We start from the raw sequence: 16679 nt of genomic DNA, 5'->3' as shown, positions 1-16679 counted from the left end.
TTGTTCCTGATAATAAAGGTATAAAGCCTTTTTTGTCTTGACGTTGAGGTGATAAACAAAAAACGGCATGTAAGCATTGTCAATACGTATCAGTGCCATTTACACTAACTACACCAATTCCACTACTTCATATACTAAACCAATGCAACATTACTATACAAAAATGAATCATGTGACAATTAATGTTAGATCCAGTCTGGTATTTTCGCCGAATAATAAATTGATATGCACTTAACTATCATTCGGGGCATATTAAACCAGTAGTTACCAATATATTGCTTCCGTTTAGTGAAAAAGCTCATAAAGATACGCAGTAAAGTGAACTGAATTACTAGCTACTCGCTGGCGTATGTAGACCGTTGATCGGTTAAGCTAAACGGAATACTCAGATCAATGTTGTGAATTCAATTTCTGCCTCTATGGCTTGATATCTGAAGGAGTAAAGTAAGGTAAAGCCTATTGGCACACCATTTTTGTTTAACCGTCTCAAATTTAGAATTGCTCATGAAAACAACTACAAACAAAGCTGTATGGTCATTTTATGGACTATGCCTCATGTTCATGGTCTACGCTTGCCGGAACCAGGATGCCACTCCCCTCGCGCCTAAGTACACGATGGAATCGTTACGAGATCTGCAATTGCCGGGTCTTCGTGTAACACCTCCAGCCGCAGTTACGGTAACGGCTTCTACGTTGACCCCATCAGCCACAGCAAGTCAGGTTAAAAGTGATATTGCAGCTGGTAATGTGACGCCCGCAGTTAGCCAGGCAGCCGCAGACATGGCCGCTGCGCTATCGGCAGCAGGTATTCCTTCGGCCGCTGTGTTCAATGCCGAGTTCACGCCTACTATCATCAATTCGATTAAAAATGGTGGAAAGCTGCCCTCCAATTTGCAGGCAGAGATCAATTCATTGGTAGCCAATCCGACGTTACAGAAATACTTCCCGACCTTTACCTACCCTCAGGTGAATGGGAATGTAATTGGACCAACGACGACGACTATTCCGGGACCAGGATTTATAACTCTTGTAGCGCCAGTAACCGTTAAACCGGTTAACTATGTGGGTGATCCTTGTTTTAAAGCTGCCAATGACCTGTTCGATGCTAAAATAGCTGGACTGGAAAATGACCGCCAATCGCAGGTGGGTACGGTACAAAGCAACTATAATTCGGGCAAGTCGACAGCCGAGAGTGATGTACAGGGCTGTATTTCGGGTAAACTAGCTCAGTATACCAATCTGGTTAATGCATCCAGCGGAAAACTGACCACGGACCTTGCTAATTTAGTAGCTATTCAAGGTACCCTAGGCGCAACAAACTATGATCTGCTGAAAGCGTTCACCTATCTGTTGTACACGCAGGAAAACCAACTGTATTATGACCTGCAGTCGGCCGATGTGAACGCCTGTACCATCACCGCTATCGCAAAAGTTGCAGCTGCCAAGTTTGCGTTTGACACAGACGTGAATGCGATCAATAACAACTTCAACGAAACGGTTCGGCAAGCACAACGGATTGTACTGGCTCTGTTCGATAGCTGCCACAACCAGGGTACTGTAGCACCGTAATACATTAAACCGATTCGTCGGGTCCACCCCTAAATCCCCTAAAGGGGACTTAGCTCAAACTTAGACAACGTCCCCTTTAGGGGATTTAGGGGTAAACTGATTGATTATCCAATCTGTGTTAATGAATAGGGTAACCGGTGTAATGCGTACGAGTTTAGGAAGGAGTTTATTACTAATTGGCTTAGTAGGATCACAGCTGAGTTTGGCTCAGGTGAATATATCAGGTAAGCCAGGGTTAATGAACATCCCTACCGCAAGGATACTGGCCGATGGCATGTTTCATATCGGCTATCATTATAATCCTTCGCACTACGATCCTCGTGCTAATGATCCGAATGCGTCTGTGAATGTCGCCCCTAATCAGTCGTCCAGTGTGTATTACGCAACCCTGGCAATGCTACCCCGACTTGAGATTAATATAAATATATTTCGGGTGAATGGGGAGCTCCCTTTAAAGGCACGAGGCATTGGTGATCGCCAGTTTGATATTAAATATGCTGTATTGACGGAGCGCGAACGCAGGCCATCGGTTGCCGTGATTGTTTCCGCTCCCTTTGGAATAGACAACTCACTGGTTACGTATGCCGCTGCTGCCACCAAAAATTTTACGTTGAGTGAAACGGTTACGGCGGAAGTTACAGCTGGATTTGGAAGCCCGTATTACTTTGATCGAAGTGATAATGTAGGGAACAATTTTGATATTTTCTCTAACTATAAGCTTCACAATAAAAATGAACGCTCAAATCCGTATTTGTCAGGTCCTTTTGGGGGCGTAGCGATTCGGTTTAAACAAACGCTGGGCGGAATGATCGAATGGGATTCGCGGCACCTTAATCTGGGTGCCTATGCCAAGCTCTTCGATCGCTGGACAGTTCAGGCGGGCGTTATTAATTTCGATCAGATCACGTTCGGCACGTCTTATGCCGTTTCGTTAAAGAAGTTACCGAAACGAGTACGGGAGAAGTCGGAGGTGGTGAAGTAGTGAATTGGTGGAGTAAGTTGATTGGTTAACAGGTTGGCCCCATAGGGGACTAATGTTTGTAGAAAGTTGCCCCATGATAACAACTAGCGTGCCGTAGGTACGCAACGTCGGAAATTGATTATCATTCTATAAACATTTCGTACCTACGGTATTTAAAAGTAAGCTAAGTGCGCATTGTGACAAGAAATAGATCAGCAATTGTATTGAGTTATTTAGTGCTGTGCTGGTCTGTTCAGGTAGGTTTTTGTCAGCAACAGGATCAACGAACGTTGCTGAATTTCGAAAACCTAACCATTGATAGTGCCAGCCAGCGGGTATATTATGAGCAGCGGCTCTACAGAAACCCAATGATTGGTCTGTTGGAACTGAGTCAGACGCTTGCCAAACCGGCTACCACTGAATTTGTTCCACTCTATCAGGGAGTACCTATTGCCGGGTATCGACTGGGAGCCAACTGGCAAACCAGTTTATTATCCCGAACCGAACGGAAAGCGTTACGACATAGTATTCCGGCTGGGCCGGGCCATTACAAAGTCGATTTCCGGCTCCATCCGGAGATGGTTGCCAACTTCGGGTATAAGATGGACCCGTTTCAAACAAAAATCAGCTTGCTCTTACAAAGCCAGCTGTATTTGACCCGGGGGCTGGTACTGAATATAGGGGTGTTGTTCCCGATCACGAATAACTACGATACGCAGCCAATGAATATTCGGCCAGCGCCTATTTACCTGAATCAGTTTTTAGCCCTGAGTGGCCAGGATTTCATAAGTGGGTCGGTTGGTTTCTTTTACAGTAACCAGTATGGTGTAAACCTACAATATCGACATACTAACTTAACCAAACCCTGGTCGTTTGGTCTGGAAGCCAGTTTAACCGGTGACTATTACTACCCAACGAAGGGGATTTATTACGAGTCGATGGATAAGGCCATGATCTTAGCCGATGTGGCGTATCGAATCAGTAAGCGGGATATTACCCTTAAGTTGTCTGGAGGGCAATATCTGTACCAGGATCAGGGCGTACGGTTTGACTTTATCCGTCAACTTTATTCAGTGGAGGTAGGGGTTTTTGCGATGAAAACAACGAAAGGGTCAACGGCAGGTTTCAATTTTGCGATCCCGATTCCACCCGGCCGCTTGGCGCAGTCGAAACGGTTACGAGTACGAACAACGGAGGAGTTTCGCTGGGAGTACTCCTATAATGGAGGAGGGAGTAACGTTGGCCTACGGTATCGGGTAGGTAATCAACTGGATGCCCTGCTTCGTCAGTATCATTCCGATTATTTACGTCAACAACAGCCCTAGTATAATCGTCATGTTTCATCGTCTACTAATCAATACTCAATGGAAAAACTCTCAACGATTCAACCAACTCGTGTAAACGAAAAAAATCTTAATCACTCTTTAAATCACCTCCTATACCTCCGGTCTAGGTCCACTACCCAACTCAATAATCCCTTTTTTACTATGCGTTTATCTCTACAACTCCACGCTTATTCGGCCTTAACCCGGTGTCTTGGGATACTGCTTGGCCTGATGATTGCCGCCCAAGTATCGGCAGCACCCATTATTACGTCGGCAGGCAGTTTTTCTAATCCCTGCGGACTGACCCCTCCTACTGTATCGCCAGCATCGGCGACTGTTACGGTTGGAAGTCCTTTTAGTATTACGGCCACAGGCTGTGCGGGTGGTATCATTCAATATTTTGGCAGCAATGGTGTGTACACAGTTGCTCCAGGTGGCACCATCAGTGTTCCAACCAGCGCAACCGGAACCATTGTTATTCCAACTGCCTGCTCAAAAAGCGGTTGCTTGAGCGATATTGCTGAAGCCGTGATTACTGTTGCTCCTGCTGGTGACCCCAATGCAGCACAGCGGCCGTTTGTCAGTACGCCAATTGGAACACAGAACGCTACCGTTGGATCAAACTTCACGTTCATCATCCCGGCTAACACATTTACAGACCCGAATAACAATCCATTGACGCTAACCGCAGCTGGTTTGCCTGATGGACTTACCTTTAACGGTCTGGTCATTACAGGTCCTCCGGCATCCCCTGGAATTTCGCAAGTCACCATTACCGCGACGAACTCACTAGGTCTTGCCATAAATACCACCTTTACGATCATTGTCTCGGGTGCAGCGCCAGCACAATCGGATTTAACGCCAACCATCGACTTGCCTCAGGCTAACTTTGCCGCAACGAGTCCCAACAATTCGCGTGACTTTGTTGTCGAAATAGCCGAATTGGATGGCTTTGCTACATCCACCGGCAATGTTATCTTTACCGTTACAGCGCCAACGGGTTACAGCATTTCGTTCTCAAATTCCATTACCAGCATCAATGTATCAGGAGGGCTTACGAATCCGGTTGCGGTCGATAATACGAAGTGGTCAGTTACTAACAATGCTCAGAATCAGCAATTGACCCTGACCATAAATGGGGGTGAAGCGATTGCTGGGTTTGCTAAAGTAAAAATAGGCTTTACCCTCACTCGCACATCTGCTAACTCAGGAAGCACATCCAACATTGTGGTGAACGTTAATGATGACGCGACCAACACCTACGATAATAATTCGGCAAACAATATCTATAGCCGGATTATAAGTGGTCTATAAATTTTACACCTGCCAACTAACATTTTGCTAGTTGGCAGGTTTCCTAAGGGTACGGTCTTTTTCTATAAACTTATCGTCTATTGTTATGATCCGGAAACGTTTACTTATGCTTTTGACGGTCTTGTGCAGCAGCTATGCCGCCTTCGCCCAGGATCCCTCCGTGGGAGGAATCGTCATTAGCCCCAACCCCATCCAGGTTGGACAAGCCGCTAGTCTCACCGCCAGCTTTGGCAATGGTAGCTCCACCGATATCCCTCAATCCGCTACCGCTACCTATACCGTTAACCTGCCCCCCAATATTGGCGTAACCGGCTCCTCAGTCGTGGTTATCTCGCCTGTGGCGGGCACCACGGCCAACCTGTCAGTTACTGTGGGCGCTTATGATGGAACCAATGGCACCATTGTTACTGTCCGCAGCAATAACGGGCCCGTGCCCGGTAATGCCATCTATGATCTGCGCTTAGCCATCGTTGGCGTACGCGTAACGGGAGGCTTGCCGCCCAATGTGCTGAGCAATGCCCTCTCCAGTGGTATCGGTACCAACAACCCCAACAACGACAATGCCAGCACGCCCGTGGCGGTAACGGCGGGTGCTTTACCCGTAGCCCTGGTTTCCTTCACGGCCAAAGCCCAGGAGGATCGCACGGTTGCCCTAGCCTGGACCACCTCGCTGGAAACCAACAACAAGGGCTTTCTGATCGAGCGCAGCAAGGATCTGAAAGGTTTTGAGAAAGTGGGCGAAGTAACGGAGTTGGGAGCCAACAGCAATTCGCTGAAGAATTACCACCTGATTGACCAGACGCCTTACGCGGGTACGAGCTACTATCGGCTGACCCAGATGGATCTGGATGGCAAATCGACGGTATTCCCGGTGGTGTCGGTGGTGCTGCGTGAAGGTGCCTATGGCGTGTTCCCCAATCCGGTGCTCAATGATCAGCAGTTCCGGTTGAGTCTGGATGAGCCCGAGACGGCACAGATCAATTTTTATGGCGCAGATGGTCGTTTGATGCCGGTTCAGAAGATGGGTGTCGAGTCGGGGAATCTGTTGTTAAAGGTGACGGGTAAGCTCTCGACGGGGGTGTACATTCTGACGGTGGATGAACGTGGTCAGACTCGTAAGCATCGCTTAATTGTCGAATAGATTCGCCTGGCTGATTAACTAAACTGGATTTTATAAATCTGTTAGTCCTTGTCAGCCGATACCGAATCCCTATCAGGAACTGTTTCATACTAGTTAACTTTCCAGGCACATGAAAACAAAGTCTAACCATATATCGAATGCTTCGCCGAAAAAGGCGTATCAGGCACCCCGCGTTAAATCGCTGGGTAATGTCAAAAAACTGACGCTAAAAACAGGCTCGAACGTCGATGGCTTCGGCGGTACGTTCGTGTAACGTACTACTTGCTAACAAAAAAAGGCTGCATCTTCCAAAAAGATGCAGCCTTTTTTTGTTATTCGTTATATCACCACCGAATGGCCTGAAACGTCCAGCCAGGCTGTACTTTTTGCATTTCGATCTCATCATCCCGCTTTGTTAAACCACAGTTGAGGTATTTCTGGTGTAAGGCTGCCAGTGCCACCCGGTCTAACTCAACGCCCAGGCCAGGGCCCTCCGGAACAAGTACAGCTCCTTCCTCAAAGTTGAAACGTCCGCCTGTAATGACTTCATCCGATTGCCAGGGATAGTGCGTATCCAATGCATAAGGCAATTGGGGTAGTGCCGCACCCAGATGCACCATAGCCGCCAGCGAAATGCCCAGATGGCTATTCGAATGCATTGATAACCCACGTCCGAATGTCGAGCAAATACCGGCAAGGGTAATTGACGAACGAAGTCCTCCCCAAAAATGATGGTCGCTCAGGATAATATCCTCCGAGCCAATAGCAATACTGGTGGGAATATCCTCAAACGAAGTGGTACACATATTGGTCGCTAAGGGCGTTTTTACCGCTTGCCGGACCCTGGCCATATTTTCCTGACCTCGAACCGGATCTTCCAGATATTCAAGGATAGGCTCCATCTGTTTACCGTACTTGATGGCCGTTTCGACCGTCCAGAGGGCATTCGGATCAATTCGCAGGGGTACATCGGGACCAAAGGCTTCATGCAGGGCAAACATGGCATCCACCTCCTGCTGCGGCTCAAAAACGCCACCTTTCAGCTTGATCGATTGAAATCCAAATTCCGCACACATGGCTTTTGCCTGGGCAACAATACCTTCAGGGTCCAAAGCCGCGGCTTGTCGGGCAGCGGCCCACCCCTGGGCAGTTGGGTCTGTATGGAAGCCCAACTCCCCTCCTGCCCCTTCGTATTTATAAAACAGATAGGCCGAGAACGGCACGCGGTCCCGCATCCTTCCGCCTAATAGATCAACAACGGGTCGATTCGTTACTTTGCCGATAATGTCCATGCAGGCCACTTCAATGGCGCTGAAGATGTGAACGAGCTTTCGCTGGTCCCAGGGTGCCTGTCCCCGTTGAGCAGCCGTTTCGGTTCCAAATCGGTTGACCAGTACCTGTCGGATTTCATTGAGTTGAAAAACATCCTTTCCAATGAGTAACTCGACGGACTCATGCAGAGCCGCATCAATAGCACTATTACCCGGTATCTCGCTTATGCCCGAAATACCATCGTCCGTCACCAGTTCAACGATGGTCCGAAGGGCATAGGGTGCGTGCAGACCAGCCGCATTCAGCAAGGGCGGATCAACGATGGCAATAGGTGTAATGATGATCTGATTAATTCGGGGTCCAGTTTTAGGGTTCATAATGAGGGTTTATTTTGACATGATAACTGCCGGGCCGACGTTCGCTTCTACCAGCAATGCAAGGGCACTATGGTCTAAATCACCCAATCCCAACGCTACTGCCTTATCCATTTGTGTTGCCACCAAAGCCGTTCCTTTGAGCGACACGGCCAGGTCTTCACCAATCTGTAGCGCAATAGCCATGTCTTTCTGGTGAAATTTCAGTTTTCCGCCCGGTTGAAAATCCCGGTTAATGATGCGTTTACCATGTAGATCGAGGATACGGCTCTGGGCAAAACCGCCCAATAAGACCTCGCGCATTTTTTCAAGGTCGACCCCGGCTTTTTGTGCCAGGGTAAACGCTTCGGCCACTGCCTGAATAGTGATGCCCACGATGAGCTGATTACAGGCTTTCGTAGTTTGCCCCGCCCCCGACTCGCCCACGTGAACAACCGTTTTACCCATTGCCTGAAATATAGGCAGGGCACGCTGAAACGCAGCCTCGTCCCCGCCTACCATGATCGACAACGTAGCTGTTTCTGCCCCCACCTGACCACCCGAAACCGGTGCATCGAGCGCGTCTACTCCCTTTTCCCGTATTAGCCTGTAGGTATGCGTAGCGGTCGAAGGCGAAACCGTAGACATATCGATGAACAAACTACCTGGCTGAATACCAGCGAGTGCGCCCTCAGGCCCAGACAATACCTGCTCAACAACGGGCGCATCGGGAAGCATAGTAATGATAATATCACTCTGCTGGGCTACTAGCTTACAGGTGGTAACGGACTGTGCACCGGCATCAATTAACGCTGCGGCCGCTTTGCTATGACTTAGTATAGTGACAACATAGCCAGCCTTGAGCAGGTTGAGTGCCATAGGCTTGCCCATAATACCCAACCCAATAAATCCTATTTTTTCCATAGTTGAGAAACGAACATCTTTTTCAACACAGAGCCACAGAGGTCACAGAAAACATATGGTAAAAATGTGTCCTCTGAGGCTCTGCGTTCAATACATCAAACTAACGGAAACAACTGGGCGGCAATCAGGATGATAACGAGGCCAGTTAATCCCATGACCACAAGCAGGGGCGAAATGGTTTTTAAAGCCTCCTGTTCGGTTAAATTGCTCAGTTTGCAGATGATCCAGAAACCCGCGTCGTTCATCCAGGGAACCAGCTTTGACCCACAGCCAATGGCCAGTCCCAGGTAGAGTGGATGAAACGCCAGGTTAGCGTTACCCGCCATACCCGAGAGAATTCCGGATGCGGTAATCAACGCCACCGTAGCTGATCCCTGCGCCGTACGAACTACAGCCGCAATCAGGAACGCCAGAGGAATCAAAGCCATCTGGTAGTCTTTAGTCATATCGGCAATCTTGGCGCTGATGCCCGTCTGTTGCAGCATACCACCGAAAGCCCCGCCCGCTGCGGTAATCAGGATAATGCCTCCGCCACTCATCAGCGCTGCCTGTACAAAAGGCGTTAGCCCTTCTTTATTACCTCGTTTCTGCCGGGCCAGTATCAATAAGGCAGCAATACCACCGGTGATGATGGCAATGTTTTTATCCCCGAAAAATTTGATCAGGCTTAATAGTTTACTTAATACCGGCGATTGCGTAAGCGGCACACCTGGCGTTGCCAGAGCATTGAGGGCCGTATCTGCGCAAATGAACACGAGCGGAATCAATACGGGCAGTAACGACACCCCGAGCGAAGGCAGGTGCTGATCCTCCTTAGCCGCCACCAGTTTAAGATCCTCTAGCCGGGCATCCAGCGAGTCGCGCAACGGTATCGGCCATTTCCGATTGGCCCAGAGGGCAAAGAAATAGCCCGCTGTGATGGTAAACAGACCAACGATGGTCCCTCCGATCATCATCATCCCGATGGGAATTTTCATTTCCCCAACCAGAAATAAGGGTCCCGGTGCGGGTGGTACCAATGAGTTGGCCATAGCAGCACCCGCCATAATACACAGGACGAGCAGCAGGTAATTTTTACCGATTCGCAAGGTCATTGCTTTAGCCAGCGGCATCATCAGGAAAATAACCGTATCGAAAAACACGGGAATTCCCAGAAAAAAGCTGCTGACCAGGAAAGCAATAGGTGCTTTCCCGATGCCGGTTAGCCGAAGCATCGATCGAATAATCCGTTCGGCGGCCCCGCTCTCCAGCATACTTTTGCCGATGATAGCCGCCATAGCGATCAGGATACCTATTTTACCGCAGGTATTCCCAAACTCGGTTGCAATACGCTCACCGATGCCTTTTTTAGCCAGAGCCAGTGCGGCTGCCGGTGCAGTTCCCTTCGACAATGCAAACTGTTCAATGGCCGAAGCGGGCGTCAGCAGTGCTACTGCAAAAGCGCCCAGTAACAACGCCAGAAACGGGTGTAGCTTCAATCCGATGATACCGCCTACCACGATGAGTACACCAACGGCCAAAATAAAAAGCGGATCAGTCATTCGGAGGGGAAGGTTACGGTGTAAGGGTTACGAGGTGTAGGAGAAGTTTTTTCGCCAGGATTACAGCCCGGCGGCCCGACTATAATCCTGTAAAAAAAGAAGGCACAATCTGGGTCAATACGTGTACAGCTTAACCCTGGTCTACGCCCGGTTTATACGTTAAACGCGCGTCTAAACCCATTCAACTTTTGAGCCAGACTTCGGGCACCATCCGCAACGAAGGTGGCATCGGCTCCGCAGGCAATTAACCGTATACCCAGCTCATGATAAGTTTGGTAATCATTAGGATTGAAAAACAGAATACCCGTCGATTTGCCCGCCTTTTGAGCCGCGTTGACCGTTTCCTGCAGAGCCTCTTTAAAACGAGGATGGTCGAACTGCCCGAATATACCTAGCTCCATCGACAGATCGGCCGGTCCAATAAACAGCACATCCACACCATCAATGGCGGCTACGGCATCCAGGTGATCCAGCACCGCTACGGTCTCGATTTGCACGATACCCAAAATTGTCTCTCTGGCATCTTCATAATACTGAGCAAAGTTCTGGGCGAAGCCCGTAGCCCGCACCATCTTGGCTACTCCCCGATTACCGTGAGGAGGATAATGTAAGCCGTTCACTACCTTTTGAGCCTCCTCTGGACTACTGATCTTAGGGCACATGACACCTTCGGCACCCATATCCAGCACCCGGTGGATACGCTGACTTTCGGCACTTTCTACCCGCACAATGGCACCAGCAGTGGTATGTTCCAGCGCCTGCAACTGGTAGAGAACATCTTTTTCTGAACCCGCTCCGTGTTCAAGGTCGATCAATACCCAGTCGAAACCAGCCTGACCAACTAGTTCGGCGGTTAATGAACTGCCCAGATTTAACCAGCACCCATTGAGTGTTTCGCCCTGCTTGAGACGTTGCTTCAGGTTTTTCATGCACAATAAAGGAGAGAACCGATTGACTATACTTCTTATCTTATCAGATTCCCAATGCAACTGTTTACAGCGGCCAATTGGCCTAGTTAATCAGCTCACATCCATCTTACCTACCCATCAACTAGTCTATGAATCATCTGAATAGCGAATACAAACCCATAAACCGACGGGAATTTATGATTGGTACAGGTTCGGCATTGATGGCCGTGGGCACGGCCGGATTCGCCCCCACTTCTACGGAGTCAATCAGTTCAAGAAAGCCCTTAGCGACGATTCGGATCAGCGCTGTCAATGCTAATTTTGAACGGGAACCACTGAATCCCTATCGGTTCAAGGGAAGTGCCATAACCGATAGTTGGCAAACTGTAGCCCGACTTGAATCTGAGTCGGGTATTCATAAAATCGGGCTAGGCACACAAGGGGTTCTCTGGTCGGATTCAAGTGTGTTTGCCACCCATTCCGAAAGTGCGGGCAATGCGCTTATGTATGCCATGAGCGAACACGCCTTGCAATTGATGAAAGGGACTTCCTTTACGAATCCAGTCGAGTTAGTTGATAGGCTTCTTCCCGAGGTACTGGCCTATGGCAAAACGATAACGGGAAACCCCAATCTACGAAAAACCTTTGCCCTGAATTCGCTGGTATGTGTCGATAACGCGGCCTGGCTCCTGTACGCCCAGGAAAACAACATGACCCGGTTCGACGAAATGATTCCCGATGCCTATAAACCGGGTTTGTCGTATCGTCATAAGCAGGTCGCCTGTATTCCGTCGTTTAGTGTAGGCACATCCGCCGATACGATTAAGAAAGCCGCCGACGAAGGGTATTTTATCCTGAAACTGAAAACCGGATCGGCAGGTACACAACAGGAAATGATTGAAAAGGACATCGCTTTTCTATCGGCAGTTCATAAGGCAATTGGTCATTACGAAACCCCTTATACGAAGAGCGGAAAAATACCGTATTACTTCGATGCCAACGGCCGATACGAATCAAAAGAAACGCTGCTTCGTTTTCTGGATCATGCCAAAAAAATTGGCGCTTTCGACCAAATCGCGGTAATCGAAGAACCCTTCGCCGAAGACAATGAGGTTTTTGTCGGTGATATGGGTGTACGCATTGCCGCCGATGAAAGTGCCCATACGGTGGAGGATGCAGCCCAACGAATTGAGCAGGGCTATTCAGCTATTGCCGTGAAAGCCATCGCAAAAACCTTAAGCATGACCATGAAAATTACCCAGTTGGCCTTCGAAAAAAAGATCCCCTGCTTTTGCGCCGACTTAACTGTCAACCCGATCCTGGTCGATTGGAACAAGTGTGTCGCTGCCCGTTTGGCACCCTTCCCTGGAATGAGCGTAGGGTTACAGGAAACCAATGGTCGGCAGTATTTCAAAAACTGGACTACCCTGATGAGTTACCACCCAAAAGCGGGTGCAACCTGGACCCAACCTCAAAAAGGTGTGTACCCTACCGATCAATCGTTTTATGAGCAGAGTGGCGGGATTTTGGCTCCCTCAGCGCATTATGAAAATTTATTTAGCTAGAACATGATTTATAAATACATAGGGTGTTGCCCTATGTATGCGGGAAACACTTTCCCTATCTATTTTGTAGTTACTACATATGCCTCTCTTCGTCATCGTCCGACACGGACAATCACAGTGGAATTTAGAAAACCGCTTTACGGGTAATACCGATACACCGCTAACCGAGTTGGGTCGACACGAAGCCCGCGAAGCGGGTGCGTTACTCAAAGCCCATCAACCCCCAAACTTCGGGATCGGGTTTACATCCGTATTGCAGCGGGCTATTGAAACAATGGCCCTTATTCTGGACGAAATTGGTCAGACAGACCTGCCGATTGAGCGCAGTGCGGCTCTGAACGAGCGTATGTATGGCGATTTGCAGGGGATGAATAAGCTGGAATCCGAAGCCCGATTTGGAGCCGAGCAGGTATTCCGGTGGCGACGGGGCTATACGGATACGCCACCGAACGGTGAAAGTTTAGCCGACACCCATGCCCGCGTGATCCCCTACTTTAAAACAACGATTTTGCCACATCTACAGGCCGGAAAAGCCGTACTCGTGGTAGCGCACGGGAACAGTCTGCGGGCTTTACTGATGGAGTTGGAACACATTAGCCCAACAGATATTGAAAAAGTTGAATTGGCTACAGGTATCCCACGTCAATACGACTACGACCTGGCCACCGGCGAGTTTAAGCTATTACCAAAATAAGAATCGTTCGATAGTCAGGTAATCAGGCAAATTCAGATTAGCTTACTTATCCCTTATTTCACCGCAATTACCTCAACCTCAATCAGCACATCTTCGCGAACGGTTTGGGTCACGCTTTTCATTTCAACAATTTTGGGAGCCGTTGCAAAGTAAGTAGCCTGAATCGTCTTGAGTAGTTGCGAATCGGCATCACTCACAAGCGTAGTGCCTGTTCCATCTTTGACAGAGTACTTTACCTGCGTAACATCAGTCAAGCTCATATTTACGGTAGCCAGTGAGGTTTTTAGATTCTCAAATATCTGGCGGGTCTGTGCACCTAAATCACCCGAGCCCACTAAATCGCCATTCGTATTGTACGGGCGTTCTCCGCACACATAAACAGTCTGACCCGGTATACCAGTATCTACTTTATATAGATAACCACTGGGTACTTTTACGGGAGTTGGTGGCTGAGCCTGGCTACAGGAAGCCAGCACAATCCACAATAGAAAATTTCGGAGGTAACTCATATTGTATCGAATAAAGTTATTATCTATACTATGGGTAAGCTGTGTATTAACCGACTAGTATACTCAGTAACGAATATTTCCTAGCAGCATTACTCAGTTGTTCGGAGGTAAGTGCTTGCCTGATCATCTTCACCATTGGTGTACCCATTTCCCGGTACCGAATCGGCATCGGACTGATCGAGGGTCATGACTTGAGCCCGGTTCGTGAATGTACCCGTACTGGTTGCCTGAACAACAAACGTTATCGTAACCGACTGACCAGCGGCTATCTGACTAATAGTACCTCTAACCGTTGATCCCGTTAGCGTCATACCCGAAGCAGAACTAACAAACTGCAGGCCCGCAGGAAGTAAATTGTTCAGGACAACATTGGTTGCCGCGAGGCCCCCCTGGTTTTTTACCGTCAGTGTAATACTGATGGGTTGCCCGATCTTTACGGACTGGCTACTGGTCTGCATCTGTAAGCTCAGGTCTGCTTTGTTGGGGTCGGGTGTGGGCTGATTCGACTGAACGGGCGGCAAAGGTCCCTGATTAGGATTCGGTGATACGTATACATTAGTCGACGATACGGTTGTTCGTAGGTCAACCTGGGCTTCATCCTGTTCCCCATTGGCCGTTCCGTTGTTCAGAATGCCACCCAATACTGGATTTGCAGAAGCCGTTAACTCAGCAGCGGCAATATAAGTCCCTGGAGCCGTTAGGCGTGCCACATACCGTCGACTCATCGTTAGACCGGAAGGTATAGCGCTAACACTGCCACTGACTACATTATTAGCGGCACTCAAATTATCGGCAGATGATATGAACGAGAGGTTAGGTGGAAGGCGACTTTGAATCGATATAGCGCCTAAATCGCAGCCTCCTTTATTCTGCACGATGAACCAGAAACTAACCGTATCGTTAAGCGCCACAGTACGTTTAGAGGTTCGAATAGCTAACGTAAGATCCGCAGGAGCCAGACTAATCGTTTGTGAAACAGCAGTAGACAAACAACCATACACCGCATTTTGGGCTTGAACACTGTAGGAGCCGGGTGTTGTAACCACAATCGACGTCGATGTGGCACCGGTACTCCAGCGATTCGGCCCGGCATACGACGAGCTGAGTTTCAGGCCGGTAGTTTTGCAAATAGCCTGGGTTCCATTATCGGAAGTTACGGTTGGCGGTGTAGGCTGAACGTTTGTGGGCACAACTACGGCAGGCGGGAAATACACCTTGTTTTGACCATTCTTTAGTCGGGCCAGATAAACGCCAGCGCCAACCGTCAGACTATTGCTGGTACTACCTGTGTTCCAGGTATATTGATAACCGCCTGGCTGGGTGAGCTGGAGTTGATTAGCCGTTGCGCAGGCAATACTGGCCAGCGGTTGTGGCTCAGCGACATAGGGAGATATCGTCGATAGGTACGAGTCTGTAATGGCAGTAGCCCAGAAATCACCCGCTTTAGTCTGACCCGAGGGGGAGAAATGGATACCATCGGGACGGTCGGCCTGGGTGTTGATATTGTCCAGATCGGGCCCCTGAAACGCCGAATAGCCAGACGTACCGATGACCCTGAGTTGGGCCGCCCGAACATTATCGAAGCGGGCACCAACGAATGACGATAGCGCAATAATGCAGGCCAGATTGGGTTTGTTGAACTCCGTTCGCAGCTTATCAATGACTTTGGTATAATATTTTGCCGTCGAATCGGTTGGATTGTCCCGATCATTTTCGCCATGCTGAATCAATACAGCCCGTAGCCCGGTTGTGGGTACATACAGGTTCATGAGGTTACGAAAATTAGCGTAAGGCATGCGAAGGTCGTAGCGAACAAAGGAATGCTGGAACGGTATGTTATAGGATGCCCAGTAGTTCTGCTGCATATTCGTTCCACCGAAGCCAGCATTGTACAACATAACCGGCACATTAATTCGCTGGACAAGGGCATCGCCCATATGGCCCCATAGCCAGGGTATACTCGCAAACGGCGAGAAGCCACTGTTAATCTGCAATTGGCTCAACGCCAAACCAGGGAGGTATTGCGTATCGGCGGTATTCAGGTATTGCTGAAAGGCACTCCCATTTTGATCAAGGGCTACTACATTGACCCGATCATCGCTGGCTCCATTAATAGAGGGGCATTGGTTAACGCCGTTTACCGTACAACCTGATCCCTGCGCATTGGAATGCCCCATAATAGCAAATACCTCTCCTACCCCAAACCGATCTACTGAATCTGATGTTACTACGACCCCTCCGCTTTTCCCTCGCACCAGTACCTTGTACCATCCACCTTTTACAGCGAGTGTCCCATTGAATTGGCCATTGGTTGGGTTTGTCTGCAAAGTTGCCCAATCGGTTGTGGTACCCTGTCCTGTAACGCGGGCAACTACGCGGGCTTCCACAACATCCAGCGACTGGCTATAACTGCCAGCAATCTGCACAGTTGCCTGATTACTGTTGTTGCGCTGCAGTACCAGCCGACTAACGGGAAAGGTAATTTTGATTTGAGCCTCTGATTCACAGGGCATGACTAGACTAGCTATTAGCGCTATACATACTGCTAAATTCCCCCTCACATCCATTTTGTACACGTTATTAGCATTTATTAAATTTCAAGTAGTCAAAATAGAATTAATATA

At 48.9% G+C, this 16679-nt stretch carries 14 protein-coding genes; 8 read left to right on the top strand and 6 right to left on the bottom strand.

All coding sequences use genetic code 11. The features are described from left to right. Window positions 1-504: 504 nt before the first annotated feature. The 6 genes from EXU85_RS08565 (at window position 505) to EXU85_RS35295 (ending at window position 6563) form a co-directional block, all read left to right on the top strand. Window positions 505-1569, top strand: a complete 1065-nt coding sequence (locus tag EXU85_RS08565; protein ID WP_142771688.1) for a hypothetical protein — start codon at window positions 505-507, stop codon at window positions 1567-1569. Between the two features lie 238 nt (window positions 1570-1807). Continuing rightward, window positions 1808-2551 (top strand): YjbH domain-containing protein, encoded by a 744-nt coding sequence (locus tag EXU85_RS08560; protein ID WP_168207762.1) that lies wholly within the window; start codon window positions 1808-1810, stop codon window positions 2549-2551. 176 nt (window positions 2552-2727) lie between these two features. Further along, on the top strand, window positions 2728-3855 hold the full coding sequence (locus tag EXU85_RS08555; protein WP_246859466.1) for a YjbH domain-containing protein: 1128 nt from the start codon (window positions 2728-2730) through the stop codon (window positions 3853-3855). A 162-nt stretch (window positions 3856-4017) separates the two neighbouring features. Beyond that, window positions 4018-5169, top strand: a complete 1152-nt coding sequence (locus EXU85_RS08550) for a putative Ig domain-containing protein (RefSeq protein ID WP_142771686.1) — start codon at window positions 4018-4020, stop codon at window positions 5167-5169. 85 nt (window positions 5170-5254) lie between these two features. Next, complete coding sequence (locus EXU85_RS08545; RefSeq protein ID WP_142771685.1) at window positions 5255-6310, top strand: T9SS type A sorting domain-containing protein; 1056 nt, start codon at window positions 5255-5257, stop codon at window positions 6308-6310. Between the two features lie 109 nt (window positions 6311-6419). Next, window positions 6420-6563, top strand: a complete 144-nt coding sequence (locus tag EXU85_RS35295; protein ID WP_168207761.1) for a hypothetical protein — start codon at window positions 6420-6422, stop codon at window positions 6561-6563. Between the two features lie 70 nt (window positions 6564-6633). On the opposite strand, the gene EXU85_RS08540 is transcribed toward EXU85_RS35295, so the two are convergent. From EXU85_RS08540 to EXU85_RS08525, 4 genes are all read right to left on the bottom strand, one after another. Further along, window positions 6634-7938 (bottom strand): enolase C-terminal domain-like protein, encoded by a 1305-nt coding sequence (locus EXU85_RS08540; RefSeq protein WP_142771684.1) that lies wholly within the window; start codon window positions 7936-7938, stop codon window positions 6634-6636. A 9-nt stretch (window positions 7939-7947) separates the two neighbouring features. Continuing rightward, complete coding sequence (locus EXU85_RS08535; RefSeq protein ID WP_142771683.1) at window positions 7948-8838, bottom strand: 2-hydroxy-3-oxopropionate reductase; 891 nt, start codon at window positions 8836-8838, stop codon at window positions 7948-7950. A 95-nt stretch (window positions 8839-8933) separates the two neighbouring features. Next, entirely contained in the window at window positions 8934-10379 is a 1446-nt protein-coding gene (locus EXU85_RS08530) for a GntP family permease (RefSeq protein ID WP_142771682.1), read from the bottom strand. A gap of 152 nt (window positions 10380-10531) precedes the next feature. After that, window positions 10532-11308, bottom strand: coding sequence for an HpcH/HpaI aldolase/citrate lyase family protein (locus EXU85_RS08525; protein ID WP_142771681.1), 777 nt, complete (start codon window positions 11306-11308; stop codon window positions 10532-10534). Window positions 11309-11436: 128 nt separating this feature from the next. Between EXU85_RS08525 and EXU85_RS08520 the strand changes: the two genes are divergently transcribed. Further along, window positions 11437-12852 (top strand): enolase C-terminal domain-like protein, encoded by a 1416-nt coding sequence (locus tag EXU85_RS08520; RefSeq protein WP_142771680.1) that lies wholly within the window; start codon window positions 11437-11439, stop codon window positions 12850-12852. Between the two features lie 79 nt (window positions 12853-12931). Beyond that, complete coding sequence (locus EXU85_RS08515; RefSeq protein ID WP_142771679.1) at window positions 12932-13546, top strand: 2,3-diphosphoglycerate-dependent phosphoglycerate mutase; 615 nt, start codon at window positions 12932-12934, stop codon at window positions 13544-13546. Between the two features lie 53 nt (window positions 13547-13599). Here EXU85_RS08515 and EXU85_RS08510 read toward each other — a convergent pair whose 3' ends face one another. Both EXU85_RS08510 and EXU85_RS08505 read right to left on the bottom strand, forming a co-directional pair. Further along, entirely contained in the window at window positions 13600-14055 is a 456-nt protein-coding gene (locus EXU85_RS08510; RefSeq protein WP_142771678.1) for a RidA family protein, read from the bottom strand. Between the two features lie 89 nt (window positions 14056-14144). Further along, the gene (locus EXU85_RS08505; protein ID WP_246859465.1) at window positions 14145-16568 is read right to left on the bottom strand and encodes a sialate O-acetylesterase; all 2424 of its coding nucleotides are present in this window, start codon (window positions 16566-16568) and stop codon (window positions 14145-14147) included. Window positions 16569-16679: the final 111 nt, after the last annotated feature.

Source organism: Spirosoma sp. KCTC 42546, assembly GCF_006965485.1.
GTDB lineage: Bacteria > Bacteroidota > Bacteroidia > Cytophagales > Spirosomataceae > Spirosoma.
This window is presented reverse-complemented; position numbering and strand designations above follow the sequence as displayed.